Annotated in this window: 27 protein-coding genes; 19 read left to right on the forward strand and 8 right to left on the reverse strand. The window is 29.3% G+C overall.

All coding sequences use genetic code 11. The features are described 5' to 3' along the window. Positions 1-71 precede the first annotated feature (71 nt). The 18 genes from LN42_RS07995 to LN42_RS08080 all read left to right on the forward strand — a co-directional run bounded on the left by LN42_RS07995 (position 72) and on the right by LN42_RS08080 (position 15,123). Positions 72-521: a hypothetical protein gene (locus LN42_RS07995; protein WP_075780668.1), complete on the forward strand. Its 450-nt coding sequence runs from the start codon at positions 72-74 to the stop codon at positions 519-521. A 10-nt stretch (positions 522-531) separates the two neighbouring features. Then, positions 532-1,194 (forward strand): response regulator transcription factor, encoded by a 663-nt coding sequence (locus LN42_RS08000; RefSeq protein WP_014297013.1) that lies wholly within the window; start codon positions 532-534, stop codon positions 1,192-1,194. Beyond that, positions 1,169-2,503 (forward strand): cell wall metabolism sensor histidine kinase WalK, encoded by a 1,335-nt coding sequence (locus LN42_RS08005; RefSeq protein WP_041638569.1) that lies wholly within the window; start codon positions 1,169-1,171, stop codon positions 2,501-2,503. The genes LN42_RS08000 and LN42_RS08005 overlap by 26 nt, the downstream gene beginning before the upstream one ends. Positions 2,504-2,555: 52 nt before the next feature. Then, positions 2,556-3,431, forward strand: a complete 876-nt coding sequence (locus LN42_RS08010; protein ID WP_014297015.1) for a YicC/YloC family endoribonuclease — start codon at positions 2,556-2,558, stop codon at positions 3,429-3,431. Between the two features lie 29 nt (positions 3,432-3,460). Next, a complete protein-coding gene (locus LN42_RS08015) occupies positions 3,461-3,754 on the forward strand; it encodes a DUF370 domain-containing protein (protein ID WP_014297016.1) in 294 nt (97 codons plus the stop codon). Then, positions 3,751-4,374, forward strand: a complete 624-nt coding sequence (gene gmk / locus LN42_RS08020; RefSeq protein ID WP_014297017.1) for a guanylate kinase — start codon at positions 3,751-3,753, stop codon at positions 4,372-4,374. The genes LN42_RS08015 and gmk overlap by 4 nt, the downstream gene beginning before the upstream one ends. 2 nt (positions 4,375-4,376) lie before the next feature. Beyond that, on the forward strand, positions 4,377-4,619 hold the full coding sequence (locus LN42_RS08025) for a DNA-directed RNA polymerase subunit omega (RefSeq protein WP_014297018.1): 243 nt from the start codon (positions 4,377-4,379) through the stop codon (positions 4,617-4,619). After that, positions 4,619-5,161: a hypothetical protein gene (locus tag LN42_RS08030; protein ID WP_014297019.1), complete on the forward strand. Its 543-nt coding sequence runs from the start codon at positions 4,619-4,621 to the stop codon at positions 5,159-5,161. The genes LN42_RS08025 and LN42_RS08030 overlap by 1 nt, the downstream gene beginning before the upstream one ends. Beyond that, positions 5,158-5,598 (forward strand): type II secretion system protein, encoded by a 441-nt coding sequence (locus tag LN42_RS08035; protein WP_014297020.1) that lies wholly within the window; start codon positions 5,158-5,160, stop codon positions 5,596-5,598. Before LN42_RS08030 ends, LN42_RS08035 begins: the two co-directional genes overlap by 4 nt. Before the next feature lies 1 nt (position 5,599). Next, positions 5,600-6,874: a HEAT repeat domain-containing protein gene (locus tag LN42_RS08040; RefSeq protein WP_014297021.1), complete on the forward strand. Its 1,275-nt coding sequence runs from the start codon at positions 5,600-5,602 to the stop codon at positions 6,872-6,874. A gap of 148 nt (positions 6,875-7,022) precedes the next feature. Next, positions 7,023-7,478: a ComF family protein gene (locus tag LN42_RS08045; RefSeq protein WP_148265163.1), complete on the forward strand. Its 456-nt coding sequence runs from the start codon at positions 7,023-7,025 to the stop codon at positions 7,476-7,478. A gap of 140 nt (positions 7,479-7,618) precedes the next feature. Continuing rightward, complete coding sequence (locus tag LN42_RS08050; protein WP_014297023.1) at positions 7,619-8,413, forward strand: DUF4912 domain-containing protein; 795 nt, start codon at positions 7,619-7,621, stop codon at positions 8,411-8,413. After that, positions 8,410-9,996, forward strand: coding sequence for a glycoside hydrolase family 57 protein (locus tag LN42_RS08055; protein WP_014297024.1), 1,587 nt, complete (start codon positions 8,410-8,412; stop codon positions 9,994-9,996). Before LN42_RS08050 ends, LN42_RS08055 begins: the two co-directional genes overlap by 4 nt. Before the next feature lie 24 nt (positions 9,997-10,020). Beyond that, positions 10,021-10,596, forward strand: a complete 576-nt coding sequence (locus LN42_RS08060) for a 2-oxoacid:acceptor oxidoreductase family protein (RefSeq protein ID WP_014297025.1) — start codon at positions 10,021-10,023, stop codon at positions 10,594-10,596. After that, positions 10,589-10,897, forward strand: a complete 309-nt coding sequence (locus tag LN42_RS08065; RefSeq protein ID WP_014297026.1) for a 4Fe-4S binding protein — start codon at positions 10,589-10,591, stop codon at positions 10,895-10,897. Before LN42_RS08060 ends, LN42_RS08065 begins: the two co-directional genes overlap by 8 nt. 15 nt (positions 10,898-10,912) lie before the next feature. After that, positions 10,913-12,082: a 2-ketoisovalerate ferredoxin oxidoreductase subunit alpha gene (gene porA, locus LN42_RS08070; protein WP_014297027.1), complete on the forward strand. Its 1,170-nt coding sequence runs from the start codon at positions 10,913-10,915 to the stop codon at positions 12,080-12,082. A 15-nt stretch (positions 12,083-12,097) separates the two neighbouring features. Continuing rightward, positions 12,098-13,072 carry a thiamine pyrophosphate-dependent enzyme gene (locus LN42_RS08075; protein ID WP_014297028.1) on the forward strand — a complete coding sequence of 325 codons (975 nt, stop codon included), beginning with the start codon at positions 12,098-12,100 and terminating at the stop codon, positions 13,070-13,072. 83 nt (positions 13,073-13,155) lie between these two features. Continuing rightward, positions 13,156-15,123: a peptidylprolyl isomerase gene (locus LN42_RS08080; protein ID WP_014297029.1), complete on the forward strand. Its 1,968-nt coding sequence runs from the start codon at positions 13,156-13,158 to the stop codon at positions 15,121-15,123. Positions 15,124-15,139: 16 nt separating this feature from the next. Here LN42_RS08080 and LN42_RS08085 read toward each other — a convergent pair whose 3' ends face one another. Next, positions 15,140-17,488: a homocysteine S-methyltransferase family protein gene (locus tag LN42_RS08085; RefSeq protein WP_014297030.1), complete on the reverse strand. Its 2,349-nt coding sequence runs from the start codon at positions 17,486-17,488 to the stop codon at positions 15,140-15,142. 4 nt (positions 17,489-17,492) lie between these two features. Further along, complete coding sequence (locus LN42_RS08090) at positions 17,493-18,062, reverse strand: methionine synthase (protein WP_014297031.1); 570 nt, start codon at positions 18,060-18,062, stop codon at positions 17,493-17,495. 202 nt (positions 18,063-18,264) lie between these two features. Between LN42_RS08090 and pgl the strand changes: the two genes are divergently transcribed. Further along, a complete protein-coding gene (gene pgl / locus LN42_RS08095) occupies positions 18,265-18,957 on the forward strand; it encodes a 6-phosphogluconolactonase (protein WP_014297032.1) in 693 nt (230 codons plus the stop codon). Between the two features lie 128 nt (positions 18,958-19,085). On the opposite strand, the gene LN42_RS08100 is transcribed toward pgl, so the two are convergent. From LN42_RS08100 to LN42_RS08125, 6 genes are read right to left on the reverse strand one after another with little or no spacing between them, the layout of a single operon-like run. Continuing rightward, the gene (locus tag LN42_RS08100) at positions 19,086-20,459 is read right to left on the reverse strand and encodes an N-acetylmuramoyl-L-alanine amidase (RefSeq protein ID WP_014297033.1); all 1,374 of its coding nucleotides are present in this window, start codon (positions 20,457-20,459) and stop codon (positions 19,086-19,088) included. A 3-nt stretch (positions 20,460-20,462) separates the two neighbouring features. Continuing rightward, positions 20,463-21,287, reverse strand: coding sequence for a M23 family metallopeptidase (locus LN42_RS08105; RefSeq protein WP_014297034.1), 825 nt, complete (start codon positions 21,285-21,287; stop codon positions 20,463-20,465). Beyond that, on the reverse strand, positions 21,287-22,333 hold the full coding sequence (locus LN42_RS08110; protein ID WP_014297035.1) for a chemotaxis response regulator protein-glutamate methylesterase: 1,047 nt from the start codon (positions 22,331-22,333) through the stop codon (positions 21,287-21,289). The genes LN42_RS08105 and LN42_RS08110 overlap by 1 nt, the downstream gene beginning before the upstream one ends. Then, complete coding sequence (locus LN42_RS08115; RefSeq protein WP_014297036.1) at positions 22,326-22,769, reverse strand: diacylglycerol kinase family protein; 444 nt, start codon at positions 22,767-22,769, stop codon at positions 22,326-22,328. Before LN42_RS08115 ends, LN42_RS08110 begins: the two co-directional genes overlap by 8 nt. Next, the gene (locus LN42_RS08120) at positions 22,769-23,365 is read right to left on the reverse strand and encodes a 2-oxoacid:acceptor oxidoreductase family protein (protein WP_014297037.1); all 597 of its coding nucleotides are present in this window, start codon (positions 23,363-23,365) and stop codon (positions 22,769-22,771) included. Before LN42_RS08120 ends, LN42_RS08115 begins: the two co-directional genes overlap by 1 nt. Continuing rightward, on the reverse strand, positions 23,362-24,189 hold the full coding sequence (locus tag LN42_RS08125) for a 2-oxoacid:ferredoxin oxidoreductase subunit beta (RefSeq protein WP_014297038.1): 828 nt from the start codon (positions 24,187-24,189) through the stop codon (positions 23,362-23,364). The genes LN42_RS08120 and LN42_RS08125 overlap by 4 nt, the downstream gene beginning before the upstream one ends. Between the last annotated feature and the right edge of the window lie 4 nt (positions 24,190-24,193).

Consider the following 24,193-nt stretch of genomic DNA (forward strand, 5'->3'; position numbering starts at 1 on the left):
ATTCGTAAAGAATTTTGCTTATAATTTTATTAATCAACAATACAAATTATATCACAGGAGGGGTAAAGATTATGAAAAAAGTATTTTTATTTTTGGCTATGACAGTATTAATATTTAACGTGGCATTTTCAGCAAAAACTGTTTTTAACATGTCTGTTGTGTTTCCAACATTAAGGGATTTGGATGGAAGAATGGAAGGAATTTTGTCTTTTAAAAGTCCATCTGAAATAAAATATGGATTTGCTTCAGGTTTTTTTGTACCTTTTATAAAATACAATCTTTTTGATTTAAATGGTACATTTGATTTTGCAACTTCAATTAATACATTGGAATATAAAACAGAATTTTCTGTGATTTATACCTTTGGAAAAAGAGAAGCTTCAATGTTTATTGAACAACCTATTACTTCTGATCTGGAATATTCCACAAAATATGGAATTAGATTTTTTGTAGAAGGGCTCAATGGAAATGTGATTATATCAACAACATTAAAGGATATTTTTGTTGGTTTTACGTATTGAGGTGTAATTAATGTATAAAATTCTTGTAGTTGAAGACGATAAAAGTATTTCAAGGTTGTTAGAACTTGAATTGAAACATGAAGGATATATTGTAGAAGTTGCTTTTACAGGAAAAGAGGGGCTTGAAAAGTACGAGGAATTCAAGCCCGATGTTATTATACTTGATTTAATGCTTCCTGAAATAGATGGTATTGAAGTTGCTGACTCAATTAGAAATTATGATCATAATGTTGGAATAATTATGCTAACTGCAAAAAGCGATCTGCCTTCGAAAATTGAAGGATTAAAAACAGGTGCAGATGATTACATGGTAAAGCCTTTTGAAATAGAAGAGCTGGTTGCACGAATAGAAGCATTATTAAGAAGGCTGGGAAAACATGAAAGTATGAAGGTTGGGAATATAGAAATGGATCTTGAAAAAATGGAAGTGAAGGTTAATGAAAAAGTTGTAAACTTAACACTTACTGAATTCAATCTATTAAAGTATTTTATGCAGAATAAAAATGTGGTAATATCAAAAGAAAAATTACTTGAAGAAATATGGGGATATGATGATCTTGAAAATATAAATCTGGTAGAGGTATATATTAATTATTTAAGAAAAAAGCTTGGAAAAGAAGGAAAAAAAATAAAGACAGTAAGAGGTGTTGGTTACGTATTTAAAGAGGATTGATAATAAAAAAAGTGTGGTCTGGAGCCTTACATTTATATATACAGGAATTATGATAGTGGTTTTACTTGCTATCATATTTTCTCTTCGATATTTTGTTGAAAAATCATCTGTGAAAACTTATGCCATTTATTTAAAACAGCAGGTTGAACGTTTTTCAGACACGCCTCAACACTTTATGGGAAGAATGATGTCAAGACCTTCGCTTTTAAAGGATGCTGAAAGATTGAAAGCAAGCTTGTTGGCTAATAAGGTTGTTATCCTGGATGGCATTATTGTAAATGACCCATATGGAATAGTAGATGAAAAATTATTTAATATGAAAGAAAAATATGCTGTATATGAAAAAGATGATATCTATTATATTTTTATAAAAACAAAAATTTTTGATAATTCAGATTTGATTATAGGTGGGCCATCCCTTGAATATACAGCATTATTGAAAACATTTAATTCTATGGCACTTAATTTAAGTTTTTTGAGTATTTTAATATCGCTATTAGTATCGTATTACTTTGCTAAACGTTCTCTTAAACCGTTATTGATTATTTCTGAAGAAATAGCGGAGATTAATGTTGAAAATTTAAATAAACGAATGCCAGAGCAAAATTATTATGAATTTGACAAGTTGACTCAGAATATTAATTTAATGCTTGAAAAAATAGATGAAGGTTATAAGTTGCAGAAACAGTTTGTATCTGATGTATCTCATGAATTAAGAACGCCGCTTACATCTATTATTGGATATATAAAATTAATAGAACGTTGGGGAAAAGAGGATAAACAAATTTTTGAGGAATCACTTGAAAATATAAAAAACTCTGCAGAGTATTTAAAAGATATGGTTGAAAATTTATTATTGCTTACTAAAAATGAAGAAGATATAGTTTTTGAAGAATTAAATGTAAAGGATGTAGTAGAAAAGATTATAAATATATATAAAAACGAGGATATAAATATACATTATGAATTAAAGGATTTATATGTAAAGACAAATAGTAATTACCTTGGAATTATAATAAAAGTTATTCTTGAAAATGCTATAAAATACACAAAGCAAAATAATAAAAACAATGTATATATAAAAATGTATAATTCTACAATTGAAATTATAGATGAAGGGCCTGGAATTCCTGAAGATGAGATTAATAAAATTTTTGAGAGATTTTATAAATCTGAAAAATCAAGAACAGGTAAAGGATTTGGGCTTGGATTATCAATAGCAAAGAAATTAAGTGAAAAATTAGGATTAAAAATAGAGGTTAACAGCATTCTGGGTAAAGGAAGTTCATTTAAGATTAAATTTTCTTGAAAATTTTGTTTTTTTATTTTTTTGTTGTATAATGATATTAAGAGGTGAAAATATGAGAAGTATGACAGGTTATGGAAGAATAGAGAAAAATATAGGTAATTATAGTTATACTGTTGAAATAAAATCTTTAAATGGAAAGCATCTAAATATTAAAACAAATCTCCCCTGGATATATTCTTCACTGGAATTAAAAGTAAATGATCTTCTAAAAAAGAATTTTAAAAGAGGATCATTAAGTGTATATATTGATATTAGACTTCTTCAACCCAAAAGTATTATAAAAATAGATAAGCCATTAGCAAAATCTTACTACGATGCATTAAATGAACTTGCACAATATCTCCACCTTAGTGATAGTCCATCTCTTGATTTACTGGTAAAATTTAAAGAAATAATGAGGTATTCAATTGATGAAGAAGAATTATTGGTAATATGGGAAGGTCTTGAAGAGGCTGTTAATATTGCTATAGATAAGGTTATAAGTGTTCAGGAGTCTGAAGGTGAAAAGATTAAAGGGGTTATTCTTGAATATGTAGAAGAAATAGAAAAATTAACTACATTAATAGAAGAAAAAAGCGGAGAAATGAAGGAATATTATAAAAATAAATTAAAAGAATCATTAAAAGACCTGGATTTAAATATTGAATACAATAAAGAAAGATTGGAATATGAAATAGCCTTAATTCTTGAAAGAGGAGATATTACAGAAGAAATCGATAGATTAAAAATGCATACCAAGAAATTTAAGGAAGTTGTAAATTCTGAAAAAGAATCAATAGGCCAGAATCTTGATTTTCTTGCCCAGGAAATGCATAGAGAATTTAATACAATAGCTTCTAAATCAAAATTAAAAGAAATTACAGCTTTTTCGCTTGATGGAAGGCTATATGTAAATAAGATAAAAGAGCAGGTTCAAAATATACATTGATATAAAACAAAATATTCGGAGGTGTGTGTATGTACGGATTAATTAATATTGGTTTTGGTAATGTTGTAATTGGTGATAGAGTTATCGCTATTGTTAACCCAGAATCTTCACCATTAAAAAGATTAAAGGATATTGCAAAAGAAGAAGGAAAATTAATTGACGCAACATATGGAAGAAAAACAAGAGCTATTGTAATTACTGATAGTAACCATATCATATTAAGTGCTATACAACCTGAAACAATTAGTGGAAGATTTATGCAGAATTTTTATGATGTTGAAAGTGCTCTTGAAAAAATCAGGAGAGAGGTTTATTCTAAATGACAAAAGGAATACTTTATGTCGTTAGTGGGCCAAGTGGAGTAGGTAAATCTTCAATTATAAAAGAAGCAATGAAAAGACTTAAGGGATTTACTTTTTCCATTTCATATACAACAAGAAAACCTCGTCCTGGCGAAGTAAATGGAAAGGATTATTTCTTTGTAGATGAAAAAACATTTGATGAAATGGTAAAAAATAACGAATTTCTTGAATATGCCGAAGTGCATGGTCATAAATATGGAACATCAAAAAGTTTTATAAAAGAAAAAATCAATGAAGGTTTCAGTATAGTCCTGGATATTGATGTTCAGGGTGCATTAAATGTGGTAAAACAAATGAGAAAAGAAACAGTTCTTATATTTATTGCACCACCATCATATTCTGAATTAAAAAAGCGTCTTTTAAATCGAGGAACAGAAAAGATGGAAGATCTTAAAAGACGTCTTGAAGATGCAAAATGGGAATTATCTAAAATAAATGAATTTGATTATCTAATAGTAAATGAGGATTTAAACGAATCAATCAACCAATTAATTTCAATATTTATAGCTGAACAAATAAAGACTGAAAGGGTTACCGAACATCTTGGTAATTATTCATTCTTTAAATTTGAGGAGGAATGAGTATGTCAATGGATTTTAACTATGATAAAATAATGGAAAAAGTTGGGTTCAAATATGTTGTGCCAATTATGGTTGCAAAAAGAGTACAGATATTAAAAGATGAAGGTTTTGATGCGACATCAAAACCACTTGTAGAGACTTCTGACAATAACCTTGTTACCATAGCTTTTAAAGAAATTGAGAAAGGACATGTAAGATTAAAAAACAAAGATAGACTTTCTGACTTAAAACCAGAGGTGAAATAGTGAAAAAAACTTTACTATTTACTTTTTTAATCATTGCATTTATAGCAAGTGCTATTAATTTTGATATAGGTATGTCTATATTAACAGGGAAAGATAATTGGAATATGGGATTGCGTCTGGGATTAGACGAAAATAACTTTGAATTTTTAACAGATATTTCATATGTAAATGAGCCTGAATTATCTTTTATAACATTAATAGATGTAAGTACTTCTATTCTTAAAATAAGCGATACCAGTAATATAAATTTTGGTGTTGCATGGTTTAATGATAGAATTACAAAAGATGCAACAGAAAATAGAAGTATTTATCTTTTATATTCAGGATTGAAATTAAATATGGAAAATATAAGTTTAAAAGCAGGGTTTGGTTATCCGCTTTCACAGGAAACATATTCCACTAATTTAAGCGATTATATGTTTTTTAAGATAACTTATATAGTTCCACCACCAGAAGATTTCATAGATGATTTAAAACTTGAATTTAGATTTTTAAATGGAAGAAAGGATTTTTCAATATATTTTTCGGAGCCAATACAATGAAAAAAGGATATATTCTTCTTGAAAGTGTAATATCTTTGATGATACTATCAATAATATCAGCAATTGTCCTTGCAATTAGTGCAAGGACAATTGTTATGTATAAAGAGATTTTATATAAAGATTTTAAAAGACTTAATGCAGAAAATTCAATTTTATCATTGTTTAAATTATTAAAATACGATATAAAACCTGAAACAATAGAATTTAAAGAATACAGTCTTACTAAACAAATGATATTTTTAAATAATGAAGATAAACCAGTAATAATAGAAAAATATGGAAATGATTTAAGTGTGGTGTATATCAATGAAGCCGGTCAAAAAACTAGAGATTATTTATATAGAAGTGTAAATATGTCAGATTTAAACTATCAAAACAAAATAATGAAATTTAGATTTGATAATTATGAATTAAATATATATTCTGAGGAGTGGTAAAATGGCAAATCCAATAATTGAGGCATACAAATTATTACAGGAAAAAATAAGAATTGAAAACATGAGAACATATCTTGAATTGCTTGAATCAAAGGTTTCCACAGTTAAAGCAAAATCAATACAGGAACTTTCTAAACAAAAGGTTGAAGTAACTCATATAGAGGAAATGTTAAAAGACCATAATGCAAATGTACGTCTTTCTGCGTTAAAATATCTGGAAAAAATGGGGAAATTAAGATGCGACTTATTAGAAGAATTGTTTACAGATATTTCTCCGGTAATAAGAAAAGAAAGTGTAAAATTATATTTAGCTCTTGGATGTGAGAACTTTGAAAAAATATATCCTCTTTCAAAAGATCCGGATTTCAAGGTTAGATTTCAATTGGTTAATTCATTTATAGAGTTCTATCCAGAAGATATAGAAAAAATAAAACCTTATTTTAAAGATGAACCTAATGCGCAAATAAAAGTATTGTTGGATTATAGCGATTCAATAAACGATAGCCTATTATCAGAAGAAATATCCATGACATTAAAAAAGTTATTGTTAAAACGATTTTTTGAAGCGAATGACTCTGTTACTGTATATAATGCATTAGGTGAGGCGTATTTAAATGCATCAAAAGAGATAAAATTATTGATAATAAAATATATGTCTGCATTGCCGTGTGAAATATCGAAGAATTTCTTTACAAAGAATATTGAAGAAGAAAAAGATATAGATTTATTATATGAATTGGTTAATAAAGGTAAGAAAATATGCGGAAATGATATAGTAGAAGATTGGGTAATAGACGAATTTATAAAATCAGAAATTCCTAAAATTAAGAATTTTGGATTTAAACTTGCAGCAGATAAGGATGATATGAATTATGTAGATTATGCAAGGGAAATATTGGATACCGTAGAAGATGAATTTTTGAGCGGTGCGGTAAGTTATCTTTTACATTTTCTTGATTATACATTACTTGATAAAATTCCAGAGTTTTTAGAATCACTTTCAGTAAAGAGAAAAGGTTATGCATTGCAAATAATAAGAAAATTAAAGGCAGAACAATTTTTAATGGAAGTTTCTAAAATCGCAGAAAATAAATCATATCCAGTTAATTTAAGGAAAAATGCCATAAATATATTAAAAATATTAAAAGCAAACAATTTCTGGGAAACACCATATAATATTTTAAAAGATGAAAATGAAAATGGTGCTTTAAAATTAGCAGCATTAACAACACTTTTAAAATTAAATCCAGAGGTTGTTCCAAGTGTTCTTGAATGAGATATTTCCAAATAAATGTATTTCCTGCGGGAAAAAAATACCTTTCTATGAATTTCTTTGTATTGAATGCAAAGAAAAGTTATTTGATCCTTCAATAACAGTATTAAATAACACAATTATATACCATTCCTCGTTTTATGAGGAAACAATGAAAAGAATAGTACAGGAATTCAAATTTCGTGAAAAAATACATTATGCTGATTTTCTTTCAAAAATGCTATTAAAAACATATAAATATTTTAAAATAGATTTTTCAAATGAACCAGAAATATTATATATTCCGTCAATAAAACGTCATTATAAAATAAGGGGATATAATCCTGTAAAGGAAATTGCAAAGAATTTTTCTAAATATACAGGCTTTAAAATAAATCATGCAATTTCAGTAAAAAAAGGGTATAATAAATCCCAGGTAGAAGCTAATACGATTGAAGAAAGAAAAAAGCAAATAAAAGGAAAATTCGTATTGGTCAGTGAGTTAGAAAAAAAAGATTATATACTAATTGATGATGTTTATACGACAGGTGCTACAATAGAAGAGGTATTAAATATACTAAAAGGTAAAATTACTGTTATAACTCTTTGCAAAAATGTAAAGAAATGAATTTGTTCATAATGTTGAAAATCTGGTTATTACAAATAATTAAATATAGTTATAAGAAAAATTTTTAAATATGCTCTTGTTTGCTAAAAAAAAATATATGATAGAATTTAAATGACAAAATTCTATCGGAGGTCATAGAAATGATAATAGACAAAAAACTATCCATGTTGCTTGAAAATGATGAGCCCAGCATTCAAGAGTTAAGAAATATTGCCAAAAATATGGGCATTAAATTAAAAAGATCAATGAGAAAAAAAGATATTATAAAAGTTATAAAAAACAAGCTATTACAATTGAAGGAAGAAGGATTAATTACAGATCCAACGGTTATGAACAGTTTTACAACGAAGTCAATTAATAAAAATTCTATACTTAAATACGGGAAGAAATTAAATAAAAATATTCTTGTTATTACAAGTGTAAATGCAAATTGGGTTCATGCATTTTGGGAATTTTCAAATGAAATAATAGAAAAATTAAATAAAATTTCTGAAAGTACAAAACTTATAATGAGATTTTATGATATAACAGGAATAGAAATGGATATAGATGTACCTCATAGAACATATGAATATCCAAATGATTTAAAAGAATATACAAACTACTATTTTTATTTACCAGTTCCTAACAAAGAATACATTGCAGAATTAGGGTATTTTACACAGGAAAAAGAATTTATAGCGATAATTAGAAGTAATAGAGTGAAGATGCCATCTGATAAGCCAAATTTTTCAGAATCAGTATATATGTATAATTTAAAAACTGGTAAAAAAAGAAAAATAAAGCATAAAAAAGAATTTAATATAATTGAAAAAATTTCCGGAGTCTCTAATGGAAATATGATATTTTCTCAATTGGGAGATAAACCCCCTATATCAGGTGGAGGATCATTTATCTGGAACTTGTATTCTTTAAATAGGGGGATAAAGAAATGAAAAAAGGAAATATATTATTTGTTTTACATTCACATCTTCCATATGTAAGACATCCGGATTATGAAGAGTTTATGGAAGAGAGATGGCTTTTTGAGGCTATAACAGAAACATATGTGCCATTAATTCAGATGTTTAAAAAGCTTGAACATAGAGGAATAGAATTTAAATTAACAATGAGTTTTTCGCCTACATTAATTGAAATGTTGAGTAGCATTGATTTACAGGAAAAGTATGTTCGTTATTTAAAAAAGATTATAAAACTTGCAGAAAATGAATATATAAAAACAAAAGATGAAGAGATACAAAAACATAAAATGGCAGACTATTATCTAAATAGGTTTAAAGAAATTCTTGTTATATTTGAAAGAGAATATGAGAAAAATATTCTTGAAGCATTTAAAGAATATGCAGAAAAAGGTTATCTCGAATTAATTACCACAGCAGCAACTCATGCGGTTCTTCCAATATATCAGGAATATCCTGATATAGTTAAAATGCAGGTAAAATATGGTCTTGAAACATTTAAAAAAGCATTTGGATATTATCCAAAAGGTTTCTGGCTTCCTGAATTAGCTTATTATGAAGGACTTGATGCAATATTAAAGGAATTTGGAATAGAATATACAATACTTGAAAGAGAAGCTCTGATACACGGTGAAAGTTATCCACTGTATAATGTATATAATCCAATAATGACACATGAAGGATTATTTGTATTTGGAAGAGATAAAGAAAATAATTTTGAGATTTTTGATCCGGAATATGGATATACATCGGATCCAAGATATAGAGAATTTTATAGAGATATAGGATTTGATAGGGAATATGAGTATATAAAAGATTATATTGATAAAAGTGGAGTAAGATGCAACACAGGAATAAAATATCATAAAATAACAGGAAAGGAAAAAGAATTATTCGAAAAAGGATTATATGATATAGATGAAGCATATAGCGTTGTAAAAGAACATGCAAAAGATTTCGTTGAAAAAAGGAAAAAACAGTTAAAAAAGCTATCTAACGAATATCCAGAAATAGAACCAACAATGGTTTATGCATTTAATACAGATTTTTTTGGGCATTGGTGGTATGAAGGAATTATTTTTTTACAAAAAGTTTTTGAAAATCTTGATGCAGTAGAAAACTTAAATGCAAAAACGCCAATGGAAATTTTAAATGATATAGAAGAAATTCAAATGCTTTCACCTTCAAAATCAACGTGGGGAATAAACGGATATTTTGAAGAGTGGATAAATGGCAATAATGATTGGATATATCCGGCAATATATGAAATGGTTGAAGTTTTGAAAAAGAAAATTAACAATAAATTTACAGAGCAGGAAAAACGTGTTTTGCAACAAATGATAACAGAGCTAATGCTTACGCAATCAAGTGATTGGGCGTTTATTATAAGTTCAGGGACGACAGTAGAATATGCCGTTAACAGAATCAAAACACACGTGAAACGTTTTTTTGAACTTAATGAAATGCTTGACAGTGGAAAAATTGAAAAAAATAAGTTAAAATATTATATGTGGGTAGATAAGATTTTTGAGAACATTGATTATAGTAAAATAATGTGATCAATTTTGAAAGGAGGGCATAAAGTGCCAGAAAAATACTTTGAAATCAGATGGCATGGAAGAGCTGGTCAGGGTGCAAAAAGTGCTTCTCAGTTTTTAACAGAAGCTGCAGTAGAAGCAGGAAAATACTCAACAGCATTCCCAGAATACGGTGCAGAAAGATCAGGAGCACCAATGAAAGCATTTAACAGAATTGCTGATGTTCCAATTAGAATAAGAAGCGGTATTGAAAATCCAGATGTTGTTGTTGTATTCGATGATACTATGTTAGGATTGCCAGATATTACAGCTGGTCTCGGTGAAGATAAGATTATGTTGGTTAACACAGTTATGTCACCAGAAGAAGTAAGAGAAAAAACAGGATTCAAGGGAAAAATATATACAATTCCAGCAACAGATATAGCATTAGAAGAAATAAAAAGAGGTATTCCAAATACAGTTATGATTGGAGCTCTTGTTAAATTGACAAATGTTGTTCCAATGGAAGTTGTAAAGGAAAAGGTTAGAAAAACATTTGAAAAGAAATTCTCCGAAGAAGTAGTTCAAGCAAACTTAAGAGCTGTTGACCGCGGTTATCAGGAGGTGAAAGGCGATGCCTAAATACGATAGCTGGAAAGAAATGCCAATTGCTGGTGTAATAGATAAACCAGCAACAGCAAGAGAATACAATACAGGTACATGGAGAGTAATGAGACCAATTGTAGATAAAGATGCATGTATAAATTGTATGCAATGTTGGTTATACTGTCCAGACATGGCAATAGATGGAAAAGTAAAAGAAGATGGAAAAACAGAAATGATAGGCTTCAACTACACATATTGTAAAGGTTGTGGAACATGTGCAGAAGTATGTCCTGTAAATGCAATTACAATGAAGCCTGAAACGGAATTTTTAAAATAAGGAGGTTGAATATAGATGCCTAAAACATTAGCAATTACTGGTGCAGCTGCAGTTGCTCATGCAATGAGACAGATAAATCCAGATGTTGTAGCTGCATATCCAATAACACCACAGACTCCAATAGTTGAATATTTTGCACAATTTGTTGCAGATGGAGCTGTTGATACAGTAATGGTACCTGTTGAATCAGAACACTCAGCAATGAGTGCTGTTGTTGGTTCAGCTGCAGCAGGTGCAAGAACAATGACAGCAACAGCAGCAAACGGTTTAGCATTAATGTTTGAAATTGTATATATAGCAGCATCAATGAGATTACCAATTGTAATGCCAATAGTTAACAGGGCTTTATCAGGTCCTATTAATATACACGGAGATCATTCAGATGCTTACGCTGTAAGAGATGCTGGATGGATTCAGTTATTCTCAGAAAATTCACAGGAAGCATATGATATGACAATTATTGCTACAAAATTAGCAGAAAGAGAAGAAGTATTAACACCTGCAATGGTTAACCTTGATGGTTTCATTACATCACATGGTGTTGAAGGTGTAGAAATTTTAGATGACGAAGTTGTAAGAGACTTTGTTGGAATTTGGGAACCAAAATATCCATTATTAGATATTGATAACCCAATTACACATGGGCCATTAGACTTATTTGATTACTATTTCGAACATCATAGACAACAACAAGAAGGTTTAAAAAATGCTTACAAAGCATTACCTGAAGTATTTGCAGAATATGAAAAGATTTCAGGAAGAAAATATGACTTCTTAGATTTATATAGAATGGAAGATGCTGAATACGTAATGGTTGTTATGAATTCAGCTGCATCAACAGCTAAATATGTTGTTGATGAATTAAGAGAAAAAGGAATAAAAGCTGGATTAGTAAAACCATGGGTATTCACACCATTCCCAAAGAAAGAAATTTTAGAAGCTCTTGATGGTAGAAAAGCAGTTATGGTACTTGATAGAGCTATGTCATTTGGTAAAGAAGCACCATTATATTCATTGATAAAATCAGCATTATATGAAGCAAAGGAAAAACCAATGATAGGTTCATATGTATATGGTTTAGGTGGAAGAGATGTAACACCACACATGTTACACATTCCATTCGAAGACGCAATGAAAGGCGACCTTGATCCAAACGAAGAAAGATATCTCGGTTTAAAAGAATAATGGAGGTGAATAATAGTGCCTGTAAATTTAAAGCAATTAATTAATTTGGTAGATAAAGAAGATTGGCCATTTACACAGGGACATAGATTATGTCCAGGATGTAACGCACCAATGGTAGCAAAATGGGCAACAATGACAGCAAAAGCTTTAGGATATGAACCAGTAGTAGGTGCAGCTACAGGATGTTTAGAAGTTTCATCAACAATATATCCATTTACATCATGGAATATTCCATACATCCATAACGCATTTGAAAATGTAGCAGCAACAATTTCTGGTGCAGAAGCTGCATATAGATCATTAAAAAACAGAGGAAGATTAAAGACAGATAAACCAATAAAGTTTATAGCATTTGGTGGAGACGGTGGAACATACGATATAGGTCTTCAATCATTATCAGGTGCAATTGAAAGAGGACATGATTTCTTATACATCCTTTATGATAATGAAGGTTATATGAACACAGGTAACCAGAGATCAGGATCAACACCTCCAGGTGCAGACGCAACAACAGAACCTGTTGGTAAAGTTAAAAACGGTAAAGTACAATTTAAGAAAAACATTGTTGAAATAATTGGTGCTCATGAAAACGTATATGCTGCAACAGCTTCAACTTCAGATCCATTTGATTTTATGGCAAAAGTTGAAAAAGGTTTAAAACACGAAGGTCCAGCATTTATTGCAGTATTGGCACCATGTGTAAGATTCTGGAGAATTCCTGAAAGTGATGGTCCAAAAATTACAAAATTAGCAGTAGAAACAAAATACTGGCCATTATACGAAATTGATAGAGGAGTATATAAAATTACAAGAAAACCAAGAAACTTCAAACCAATTGAAGAATATATCAGATCAATTGGAAGATTTAGAAAAGCATTACAACATCCTGAATATCAGGATATGATCGCAGAAATGCAAAAATATGTAGATACAAGATGGGAAAGATTATTAAAACTTGAAGAAGTTACAAAAGATATGTACTTAAGATAATAAAACTTAAAAACCGGGGCTTGCCCCCGGTTTTTAGGCTATAATAACAACACTAAAAATGCAGTAACAGAGGGGGTTATTAGATGAGAGATTGGTTTGTCAAATGGGAAAAGGTTATAGTTATAATAATCGTTGTATTATTTACAGCAGGTATAGTATGGTGGTCTGTTGCAGCATATATGGGGGCATCAAAACAGAATGCAGCAGCAAATGCTAAACCATCTAAAGATAATGCTGTAGCAGTGTTAACAAAAGATGGAACTGAACTTGATTATCCTTATTGGATTATGAATAATGAAGTAAGTGATGAAGTTTCACAGATGAGACAACAATATGCGGCATATGGTCAAAAAATTGATCCTGTATTTGATGAATTAGCATTAAATTACAATGCTGTAAAACAATTATTCGATATAAAGGTAATAGAATATTATGCTGATCAAAATGGATTAACACCATCAGATAAAGAACTTGAAAAAGCGTTTAACAAATATATAGATGATCAAATTGCAAAATTAAAAGAAAATGAGGATACATGGAAGAAATATTTAGATTATTATAAAAGTGAAGATAATCTTAGAAATTTAATTAAATCAAACTATAAAAATATGTATAGAATCCAGTTAATTATCGATAAAGTAAAAGATCATGTATCAGCAGTTTCAAAAGATGAAGGGTTAAAATATCTAAAAGATAATTTTGACGATTTAAAAAAGAAATACGAAGAAGTAAAAGCTCAACATATTCTTGTTAGTGATGAAGCTACAGCATTAAAGATTAAGAAAATGATAGAAGACAAAGAAATTACATTTGAAGATGCAGCAGCAAAATATTCAAAAGACACATCAAATGCAACAAGTGGCGGAGAATTAGGTTGGTTCAAACATGGAGCAATGGTAAAAGAATTTGAAGATGCATCATTTAACGCAACAGTAGGAGATTTAGTAGGACCTGTAAAAACAAATTATGGATATCATATTATAAGAGTACAGGATAAAAAAATCTTTAATAAACCAGAAGATATAATGGATAAATATCCAGAAATATATTCTGAAATAGAAAAAACACTTAAAAACGATAAATTTATAGAATGGTTGAAAAACTATAAAGAAAGCGAAAAATTGGCTTTATCATATCTCGAGGAAGATTTAAAATTATATGATGAATATACAAAACTTTCACAGGATAAAGATGAAAATAAAATAAAAGAATTTATTTCAGAGATGGAAAATTATGTATTTGATGATAAAGGTGAATTGGCAATAAACGTATCAGTTAATGAAATGGCTATATACGTTTATGCAACTGGATTATTAAAAGATATATACGAAACAAGGTTGGATAAATTTACAAAATACTTAACCTTAAAAGATTCAGTTGATCCGGAAATAATAAAACTCAGCCATGATGAAATTACAAAGAAAATAGAAGAATTAACAGCTAAAATGAAAAATGTATCAGGTGAAGAATATACAAAATTATTAAAAGAAAGATTTAAATATGAAGATGCAAAAGATTTTCTTGAATTAAAGGCAGAATTAAAAGATTATACTGATGAAGAAATAGCAAATGGAAAAGTAGAACTACAAAAAGAATTAGATAATTTAAAAGCAAAAAGGATAAAAGTATTAGATGAATTATTTGCAGAATATCCAAGCTCAACAAAAACAGTTGATTTCTATTATAAAGAAGAACCACAAAATCCAGAAGTTGCTTTAAAATATTCAGAAAATAAATTTAACATGTATAAACAATACTTACAGTATATAGATGCAAATTCAATGTTCCAGTATTTTGGTCAGCAGCTTAGAGAAATTAGTTTCAATTTAAATAGAGTTGCATTCTCTAAAGCATCGACAGATACAAGATTAGAAGCACTTGAAACATTATTAGATTTCACAGATACATTTAGTCCAGATCCATTCACAAAATTGGGATACCTGGAAGAAATCAAAAAACTTGATCCAAAATATCCTGGAATAGACAAAATGATTGAAGAAACAGAAAAAGAATATGAAGCAACGAAAAATGCAACATCAACTAATAAATAAGAAAATCAGAGAGCATCTAAAGCTCTCTGATTTTTTTATTATTTATAAACCTTTTTGCATATTTTAAAGCTTCATTTGCATTTTTGGCATAAAATACACCGAACTTTGAAGCAAGTTCTTTGTTCATAGAAGCCCCACCAGCAATTATAGGTATTTCAACACCATTTTCCAGTAATAAATCTTTAACCTCCTTTATTTTTCCAACTGTTGTTGTCATCATTGCAGAAAGTCCTAAAAGATCTGACTTTAATTCTTTTACCTTTTCTAAAATAATCTTTCCTGGAATATCCTTTCCTATATCTATTACTTCATATCCTGAGCTTTTTAATACTGTAGCTACTATCTTTTTACCAATATCATGAACATCACCTTCAACAGTAGCTACAAGAATTGTACCCTTTGATGAACTTTCTTCTTTTTTAAGCATATTATTTAGATATTCAAAAATAGGAGTTACCGTTTCAGCAGCTAAAATTAATTGTGGCAAATAAATTTCTCCTTTTGAATATAATTCACCGATATATTCCATTGTTTTGGCAAGAATGTTTTGACTCACCTGAAGAGGGGTATAATCTTTAAGCAACAAATTAATCTTTTCCTTTAATTCCCTGGATTTTTTCTTTAATATTAAGTCAGCTAATTCATCTCCTGTTGAGGTAGATGTATCTCTTGAAACTTCCATTCCATGCAATATCAATGAACCAAAAACAATATTCATGGTGCTGCTTTCTTTTGAGTTAAGTATTGCTCCACTAAGACCATTGTGTATTGCAAGGGATAAAAACGAAGCATTAATGCCTTCTCTGCTTGGAAGTCCAAAACTTAAGTTTGATAATCCTATAGATGTTTTAATACCTTTTTCTGAAAGTAATTTTATAGTTTCAAGAGTAACAAAAGGATCTTTTTTTGCTCCAACTGGCAATACCAATGGATCAACAAAGATTCTATCTTTTGAAATACCATTTTCTTCAAGGTATTTAATGCCTTTCATAGCAATTTCAAATCTTTCCTGAGCAGTTTCTGGTATTTTATTTTTCATTGTAAGCAAAATCAGCATTCCGCCGTATCTTTTTAACCATCTTATAGCTGTATCCAATTTTTCTTTCTCAACAGTTGAAGAATTTATTAAAGGTCTTCCAACATACTCCTTTAAAGCAACTTCCATAAATTCGGGTTGTTGTATGTCCAGAGATAAAGGAATTGAACCTATTTTATCAAGAATTATTATACTTTTTTCAAAATGTTTTTTATCAAGCAATTTTTCAATACCAAGATTTATATCTAATACATGTGACCCTTCTTTTTCCTGAGCTGTTGCAAGATTTACCATTCTATCAAAATTATATTCCCTTATAGCATTTTGGAAATTTTTCTTTCCTGAAGCATTTATCCTTTCGCCTATTATAAGAAATGGTTCTGTTTCTCTTAATATAGTTCTACTTGAGAGAAACTGTTTTTTTATAGTCTCTCTTTTTCTAACTCTTGTCTTGCCAATAAATTCTCTCATAAGTTTGATATGTTCTGGGCCTGTGCCACAACAACCGCCAATAATATTTGCACCAAGATGAACAAAATCTTCCATATATACAGAAAATTTTTCAGGTGTTGTATTGTAAATTACACTTCCGTCTGGCTGAAGTTTAGGTTTTCCAGCATTTGGTTCAACGCTTATGGGCTTTTTTGAGTATTTTGAAAGTGTTTGAAATACCTTAATCATTTCTTCAGGAGTTAAAGTACAATTCATTCCTATAACGTCTACATCAAGATCATTAAATAATGTGGCAAATATTTCAACACTTGTTCCTGTTACTGTTCGTCCATTTTCTTCAAATGTAAGATGTGCAATTATAGGAATATTATTATCCAGATCCCTTAATGCTAAAAATGCAGCTTTTAATTCTTTTAAATCAGACATTGTTTCTATTATAAAACCGTCAATACCTGCGTTTAAGAGAATTTCTCCCTGCTCCTTAAATACCTCATATGCTTCATCAAATGATAATTCGCCGAGGGGAGTTAATAATATTCCTGTTGAGGATATATCTCCAAGAATTTTTACGTTAGAATTTTTAGCAGCATCTTTCGCTATTTTTACAGCATGAAAATTAATATCTTTAATATTCTCTTTAACCTTTAATGATTGCATTTTTAATCTATTTGCACTAAAAGTATTTGTTAATAAAAAATCAACACCAGCATTTACATAAGCTTTTTGTAATGTGTATACTGCATCTGGATTTGTTATATTCAACAATTCAATAGGCATTCTACCTCTAATACCCATTTTGAAAAATTCTGTGCCATAAGCACCATCTAAAAAAAGAACTCTTTGATTTAACAATTCAGAAAATTCTTTTCTATTCATCTTATCACCAGCCTATTAAACAGGTTGTTGTTTTTCCTGGAATCATTATACCACTTTCACGAACCATAATTTTATCTGTTAAATTTAGCATTTCAACTATAATTTTATTTACTCTAATATCGATATCCCCATATCCAGGTGAAAAACGCATAGTACCTTTTCCATATTTAGTTCGTAATTTTTGGTCAAATGTATTATTTAATTTTTCAAGAGCTTCAGAAGCCCATGCGTCAAGTAACGTTCCTTCAAGAACTTTATTTCTTTCCATTAAGCTTTCAATTTCTTTATCAATTCTCTCACCTAATGTTGAAAGAAATATAGATAATTTTTTTGAACCAACGAACTTTGAAGGAATTATTTCTTTGGGAACTTTATTTATTTCATATATATTATGCCACAATTGTGGACTTGCAAGTTCAAGACCTTTAAGATATATTTCGGTAACAATTTTATTTAGATTTTCATCATCAATAATTTTTTTATATATACTTCCAGCACGCGCCAGATATATTTGTTTTGAAGGCATGTATTCGCTTTTTTGTGGAATATATTCTTCTATTTCAGAAAAATTCATCGTATCACCTCTACTAATAAATAATAAAATCAATGCTTGTATTAAAGTTTTTATTTATTATAGCATATATATTTTTAAAGATAAAATAACGTATTGTGAGTTATATAAAAACTATTTATTTATTTTGAGATGATATGATATAATATAATTTAATAGAAGTATAAGGTAATTACTACTCTTAGAAGAGGATTTGGAGGTTTTAATGAGAATATTTGAATACGAAAATATAAATGAAATGAGTTTTGAAACTGCAAAAACTGTTTTTAACTTTTATGATTATTACATAAGAAAACAGGGGTATTTTTCTCTGGTCTTAGCGGGGGGCAATACTCCAAAATTACTGTATCAAATTCTGGCATCTGAATATAATTTAAAAATAAACTGGAATGATGTATATATATTTTTTGGTGATGAAAGATATGTGGATAAAGAAAATGAATATAGCAATTATAAAATGGCTTTTGAAACGTTGATTTCAAAAATAGATATTCCCCCAAAAAATATTTTTAGAATAAGAACAGAAATCGAACCTATTGAAAAATGTGTAGAAGATTATGAAAACCAAATATTGAAATTTTTTGAGAAGAAAGATAAAGATGTTTCATTTGATTTAATTCTTTTGGGAATGGGGAATGATGGACATGTTGCCTCAATTTTTCCAGATATTGAAATTTCAAATAATAAGTATATTGATTATGTTATACCAAAAAATGCAAATCCATTAGTTCCAAGAATAACCTTTACATATAATACTATAAATAATAGTAAAAACGTTGTTTTTTTAATTTCTGGAAAAGAAAAAATAAAAGTATTAAATGAAGTTTTTAGAGGGAAAGAATATCCGGTGGGAAATATAAAACCACGTGAGAATTTGATATATTTTATATCTAAGTAATCTTTATTAGTGATTTGAAGGTGTATTATTAAATTTCTATCAAAATATCAATCTAACCTCAGTATATTGGCGAAAAAATGAAGAAAAATTCCTGCAATTAATAAAATAATGAGGCTTTAACAGCCTCATTATTTTAATCCAAAATATTCCAGAATACTGTCTGATATTATTTTAGCGAACAAATCTATATATACACCGGATTTAAAGCTTATTTCTACTGTTGGATTTGAAAGAAATTCAAGTTCAAATAATACTGCCGGGCATTTAGTATATGCCAGTACTGCAAATTCAGCTGCATGTATGGATCTAAAAGGAATGTTATTTTCTTTGATGCGTTTTTTTAATAATTCTGCAAATTTTTTGCTTTCTGGAATTGAATTTTTCTTTTCTATAACTCTTGATTCTATTATATCCTTATTTTTTTTCATGTCGAGGTTTTCTTTCCTTGCGATTTTTCTGGCGTATTTATCGTTTGAAAATGAGAAATAATAAATTTCTGAACCTCGAACACTTCGATTTTCAAGATATGAATTGAGATGTATACTTACAAATAAATCTGCCCCAACATCATTTGCAAATTTTGCACGATTATATAATTCTACAAATTTATCATAGCTTCTTGTGAGATAAACCCTTATATTTTTATTTTTTAATAATTCCTGTGTTTTTAATGCAACCTTTAAAGCGACATCTTTTTCTTTCGTTCCAAGATATCCAAGAGCACCAGGATCAAAGTCTCCATGTCCGGGATCTAAAACCACTATAGGTGCAGTGAATTTTTCTGTTAATTCTATATCAAGAATAATTCTTCCGTTTTCTGTGATTTTGGTATATTTTTTTGCTTCGGCACCAAGTATTATGGTTACCCATATTTCTTTTTTAGAATGTTGCATGGCTTTTATCTGTTTTAGGAATTTATTGTTATATGTTTTTGAAAAGGAAACTTCAGGAATCTCAGCACCATATATTTTTATTAAATATCCCGGTGCAGATGTGAGCGAATATACTTCATATTTTTCCGGTTTCATTGAAAATTCCATAATAACACGCAATCTTTCATTCATTAAAAAGCCGTCTATACTTTTTAATTTTGCAAGGTTGTAATTTAAATAATAACCCTTTGAATTAGTAAAATATTCAAGATTTGCAATTTGGGCTAATGTGCTTAATTCAACATAATAATTTTTATTTATATATTTAAAATTATTTTTGTCTAGTGTTAGTGATTCAGAAGAATTCAATATGGCAATTTGTGCATTTGGAAATACAACTGCTGACCATGTATCCTGAAATTTTATTATTAATAGATTTTCAGATGTAGAAATTACGTCGTATTCAAGATGTTTTAAATAAGAAACATTGAGGAAAATCTTTCCATTTTCCTCAATGTAATTAAGTCTATCTACTTTTTTCCATTGTAAAAACAAGTCTTTTGAAAATAATTGTATTGAAAATATAATTATTAGGAAAATTAAAAGAGGTAATTTTTTATTATAATTCATGCATTACTCGCCACCCATATAGTTTTTATCTATTTCAACATGTGCAAACTTCATTCCTGGTAAAAAGATCATAGGATTTACGCTCTTTTCATCAAGTGTTCTTACTTCAAAATGAACATGAGGACCTGTGGATATTCCTGTACTTCCAACTCTTCCAATTAATTCACCCTTTTTAACAATTATTCCAGGAACAACATCCGCTCTGGACATGTGTGCAAATATATAATAATGTTTTCCAGCCTTTATTTTTACATATATTCCATAACCTTTATCTTTTTTTACTTCTACAACCTTTCCGGTTATAGAAGAAAATATAGGTAATCCTTCGCTTAAAGCTATATCTATTCCACTATGAAATCTTTTTTCGTGGTAAATTGGATGTATTCTCCAACCGTAAGGTGAGGTTAATTCTCCCCATACAGGCCATGAAACAGTAACCTTTTTATTGTAGGATAATCCAAGATAATTGTAAGGTATTAATAATTTCTGACCTACATATATTTTTTCTGGATTTGTTATATGATTGTATTTTATTAAGAGATTTAAGTCTGTAAACATCGATTTGGCAATATATGAAAGATTATCACCAGATTTTACTGTATATATAAAAACAGGTTCTTCCGGGATTTTAATTTTTTGTCCTGGATATATATATTTCTTATAAGCGAGTTCGGGATTATAATCAACAATTAATGATAAGGGAATATTATGTTTATATGCAATTAGTTCTAGAGAATCGCCAGATTTTACTGTGTATGTGTATGTATTAACAGAAAATATAGTTGTAATTAATAATGTTAAAATAATTAAAAAAATCCGATTTTTCATTATTTTCCTCCCAACAACTCTACGATTTTATCTGCTATTTCATAATTTGGAAGAACAAAATCTGCATAATTTTCTTCAACAACAGCTTTAGGCATTCCATATACTACGCAGGTTTCTTTTGATTCAGCAATTATTTTTCCGCCATAATGTTTAATTTTAAATGCACCTTTTGCACCATCTTTACCCATTCCTGTTAATACTGCGGCAATTATATTTGATTTATAAATTTCTGCGGCAAGATCAAATGTAAAATCTGCAGCAGGTCTAACATTATTTATTTTATCTGATTGATCAAGGAATGTATATACCTTGCTTCCGGAAGCTTTTAAACCAAGATGGTAATTTCCAGGTGCAATATATACAGTATCTGGTTTTAATTCTTCATTGTCTTCAGCTTCTTTTACATGCAATTCGGAAATCTTATCCAATCTTTTTGCGAGAGAATTGGTAAATCCTGGAGGCATGTGCTGAACAACAACCACCGGAACATTTATCCCTTTTGGTAAGTTAGGAATAATTGTATCTAATGATCTTGGGCCACCAGTAGAAGAAGCAATTAAAACAATCTTTTGTCCTCTTAACATTGTTGATATTCTTGGTTTTTTAGGTTTGATCCTTCTCATAGTCATTTTAGTCACATCAACCTTTGCAGCATTTCTTATTTTTTCCAATAATTCGTCAGCAACAGTCCTGAATGTCCATGAAACGCTTCCGGCAGGTTTTTGTATAAAATCTACAGCGCCATTTTCCAGTGCTTCAATTGTAATTTCAGAATCCTTTGAAGTTAAACTACTAACCATTATAATAGGTGTAGGTCTTTTTTTCATAATTATTTTTACAGCTTCAAGACCGTTTAATTCCGGCATTTCGACATCCATTGTAATTACATCTGGTTTTAATTGAATAGCCTTTTCAACACCTTCAAGACCTGTTTTGGCTATTCCAACGACCTTCATATCCTTTTGTTTTTCAATAATGTCTTTTAAAACCATTCTCATGAATCCAGAATCGTCTACTATTAATATTTTAATTACTTTATCATCCATTGTTATCCCTCCCTTTTTTCAGGATGCTGCCGATAATTATAAATAAAATGAATAGTATACCTATAATTATACCATATTTGGGAGGCCAATTAAACATTTTGCCACCGAATATTACAGCTGCAACAACAATAGAAAAAGTAGCTGCGATTAATACCGCAGCTGCTCCTAAATCTTTTATAATACCAACAATTGCATTATATTCTGGATGCATTAAATCCATCATTTTTTCTACAAGTGTATTAATTGTTTCAAGGATAAGTACCATGAATATTGCCAGAGATATCCATAGTATCTGACTTTCATCAAGATTTAATATAATAGCCAATATAAAAGCCAATAATGCAAATGTAGTTTGTATTTTGAAATTTCTTTGGGTTGTAAAAACTTCAAATAATCCCTGGATAGCAAATTTTAAACTTTTTGAAAATTTTCTCATTAAAAACCTCTTCCTACTGAATGTCCGTTATTTTTTATTTCATATTTCTTTTCGACGAATTCATATCCAATCTTTAATGCTTTTTCATCTATTTCATAAAATCTCTCATTAACTCTCTTTTTCATTACTTCTACTAATGTATCAAGGCTAACAATGCCACAATTTTTAGCAATTGCCCCTAAACCTATCATATTAGCAACATTTGAATTGCCTAATTTTTCATAAGCTAATTTTGAAGCAGGAATTGGGATAATCTTTTTTGTTACCCTTGCAACAGTTTGAGGTAATGCTTTTATATATGAGCTGTCGTAGAATATGATACCATTATTTTTAACTTTTGAAAGATGAGAGAATGCAATATCATGCATTAAGTATAATACATCAAATGTTTCAGCTTTAGGGTAATCTATGGTTTCTTCAGAAAAAAGAACGTCACAAAATGATAAACCTCCCCTAACCTGAGCACCATAGTGTTGAGATTGAACAACCCAATACCCTTCTTTAACCAATGATTCAGCAAGTATTAATCCCATTAAAATATTACCCTGACCGCCCATACCGCTAATTCTTATGCTTGAAGGTTCTCTTAATTTCATTTAGCAACACCACCTAATTTAGCAGAGATTTCTGCGTATAAGTCTAAATAGGTTTTTTTAGCATCATCTTTATGGAATTCTCCAATTACTATTTTTCCTTCCAATTCTTCTTTTGACATATCTTTTGCTTTGTTTATTGTAATAGCATTATTTTTAAAGTAGTCCATAAACTGTGTTGGTTTTGACATTCCATTATATCTTCCATAGTAAGTATGACAATTTGATACTATTTCAACAACAGACATACCTTTGTGTTTTATAGCATTTTCTATATATTTAACGCTTTGCATGTAATGATATACTGTACTTCTTGCAACATAGGTAGCACCAGAAGCAATAGCCATTTGAACAGGATCAAAAGAGCGCTCAACATTTCCATATGGTGCTGTTGAAGCAGTTGCTTCATGAGGAGTGGTTGGTGAATATTGACCACCTGTCATGCCGTATATTGTATTATTAAATAGTATTACTGTTAGATTCATATTTCTTCTACAGGCGTGTATAAAATGATTTCCACCAATAGCGAGCATATCACCATCTCCACCCATTACAACAACTTCGAGATCAGGCCTTGCAAGCTTTACACCTGTAGCAAATGGAATAGCTCTTCCGTGTAATGTGTGAAGAGTATTAAAATCTAAATATCCTGTAACTCTTGAAGAACAACCAATACCAGAAACAACAGCAACCTTATTTTTATCAAGGTTTAAATTAGCAGCTGCTTCAATAAAAGATTTCATAATTATACCATTTCCGCAGCCTGGACACCATACATTTGGAAGTCTATCTTTTCTGAGATACTGAAAATACTTTTGAGTAGGCATGCCG

The sequence above is a fragment of the Marinitoga sp. 1137 genome, from assembly GCF_001941525.1.
In the GTDB taxonomy this organism is placed as follows: Bacteria; Thermotogota; Thermotogae; order Petrotogales; family Petrotogaceae; genus Marinitoga; species Marinitoga piezophila.

Excerpts from the sequence above, each read along its gene's own strand:
- LN42_RS07995 (WP_075780668.1), top strand. The coding sequence starts at position 72 with ATGAAAAAAGTATTTTTATTTTTGGCTATGACAGTATTAATATTTAAC.
- LN42_RS08000 (WP_014297013.1), top strand. The coding sequence starts at position 532 with ATGTATAAAATTCTTGTAGTTGAAGACGATAAAAGTATTTCAAGGTTG.
- LN42_RS08010 (WP_014297015.1), top strand. The coding sequence starts at position 2,556 with ATGAGAAGTATGACAGGTTATGGAAGAATAGAGAAAAATATAGGTAAT.
- LN42_RS08015 (WP_014297016.1), top strand. The coding sequence starts at position 3,461 with ATGTACGGATTAATTAATATTGGTTTTGGTAATGTTGTAATTGGTGAT.
- gmk (WP_014297017.1), top strand. The coding sequence starts at position 3,751 with ATGACAAAAGGAATACTTTATGTCGTTAGTGGGCCAAGTGGAGTAGGT.
- LN42_RS08025 (WP_014297018.1), top strand. The coding sequence starts at position 4,377 with ATGTCAATGGATTTTAACTATGATAAAATAATGGAAAAAGTTGGGTTC.
- LN42_RS08035 (WP_014297020.1), top strand. The coding sequence starts at position 5,158 with ATGAAAAAAGGATATATTCTTCTTGAAAGTGTAATATCTTTGATGATA.
- LN42_RS08040 (WP_014297021.1), top strand. The coding sequence starts at position 5,600 with ATGGCAAATCCAATAATTGAGGCATACAAATTATTACAGGAAAAAATA.
- LN42_RS08045 (WP_148265163.1), top strand. The coding sequence starts at position 7,023 with ATGAAAAGAATAGTACAGGAATTCAAATTTCGTGAAAAAATACATTAT.
- LN42_RS08050 (WP_014297023.1), top strand. The coding sequence starts at position 7,619 with ATGATAATAGACAAAAAACTATCCATGTTGCTTGAAAATGATGAGCCC.
- LN42_RS08055 (WP_014297024.1), top strand. The coding sequence starts at position 8,410 with ATGAAAAAAGGAAATATATTATTTGTTTTACATTCACATCTTCCATAT.
- LN42_RS08065 (WP_014297026.1), top strand. The coding sequence starts at position 10,589 with ATGCCTAAATACGATAGCTGGAAAGAAATGCCAATTGCTGGTGTAATA.
- porA (WP_014297027.1), top strand. The coding sequence starts at position 10,913 with ATGCCTAAAACATTAGCAATTACTGGTGCAGCTGCAGTTGCTCATGCA.
- LN42_RS08080 (WP_014297029.1), top strand. The coding sequence starts at position 13,156 with ATGAGAGATTGGTTTGTCAAATGGGAAAAGGTTATAGTTATAATAATC.
- LN42_RS08085 (WP_014297030.1), bottom strand. The coding sequence starts at position 17,488 with ATGAATAGAAAAGAATTTTCTGAATTGTTAAATCAAAGAGTTCTTTTT.
- LN42_RS08090 (WP_014297031.1), bottom strand. The coding sequence starts at position 18,062 with ATGAATTTTTCTGAAATAGAAGAATATATTCCACAAAAAAGCGAATAC.
- pgl (WP_014297032.1), top strand. The coding sequence starts at position 18,265 with ATGAGAATATTTGAATACGAAAATATAAATGAAATGAGTTTTGAAACT.
- LN42_RS08100 (WP_014297033.1), bottom strand. The coding sequence starts at position 20,459 with ATGAATTATAATAAAAAATTACCTCTTTTAATTTTCCTAATAATTATA.
- LN42_RS08105 (WP_014297034.1), bottom strand. The coding sequence starts at position 21,287 with ATGAAAAATCGGATTTTTTTAATTATTTTAACATTATTAATTACAACT.
- LN42_RS08110 (WP_014297035.1), bottom strand. The coding sequence starts at position 22,333 with ATGGATGATAAAGTAATTAAAATATTAATAGTAGACGATTCTGGATTC.
- LN42_RS08115 (WP_014297036.1), bottom strand. The coding sequence starts at position 22,769 with ATGAGAAAATTTTCAAAAAGTTTAAAATTTGCTATCCAGGGATTATTT.
- LN42_RS08120 (WP_014297037.1), bottom strand. The coding sequence starts at position 23,365 with ATGAAATTAAGAGAACCTTCAAGCATAAGAATTAGCGGTATGGGCGGT.
- LN42_RS08125 (WP_014297038.1), bottom strand. The coding sequence starts at position 24,189 with ATGCCTACTCAAAAGTATTTTCAGTATCTCAGAAAAGATAGACTTCCA.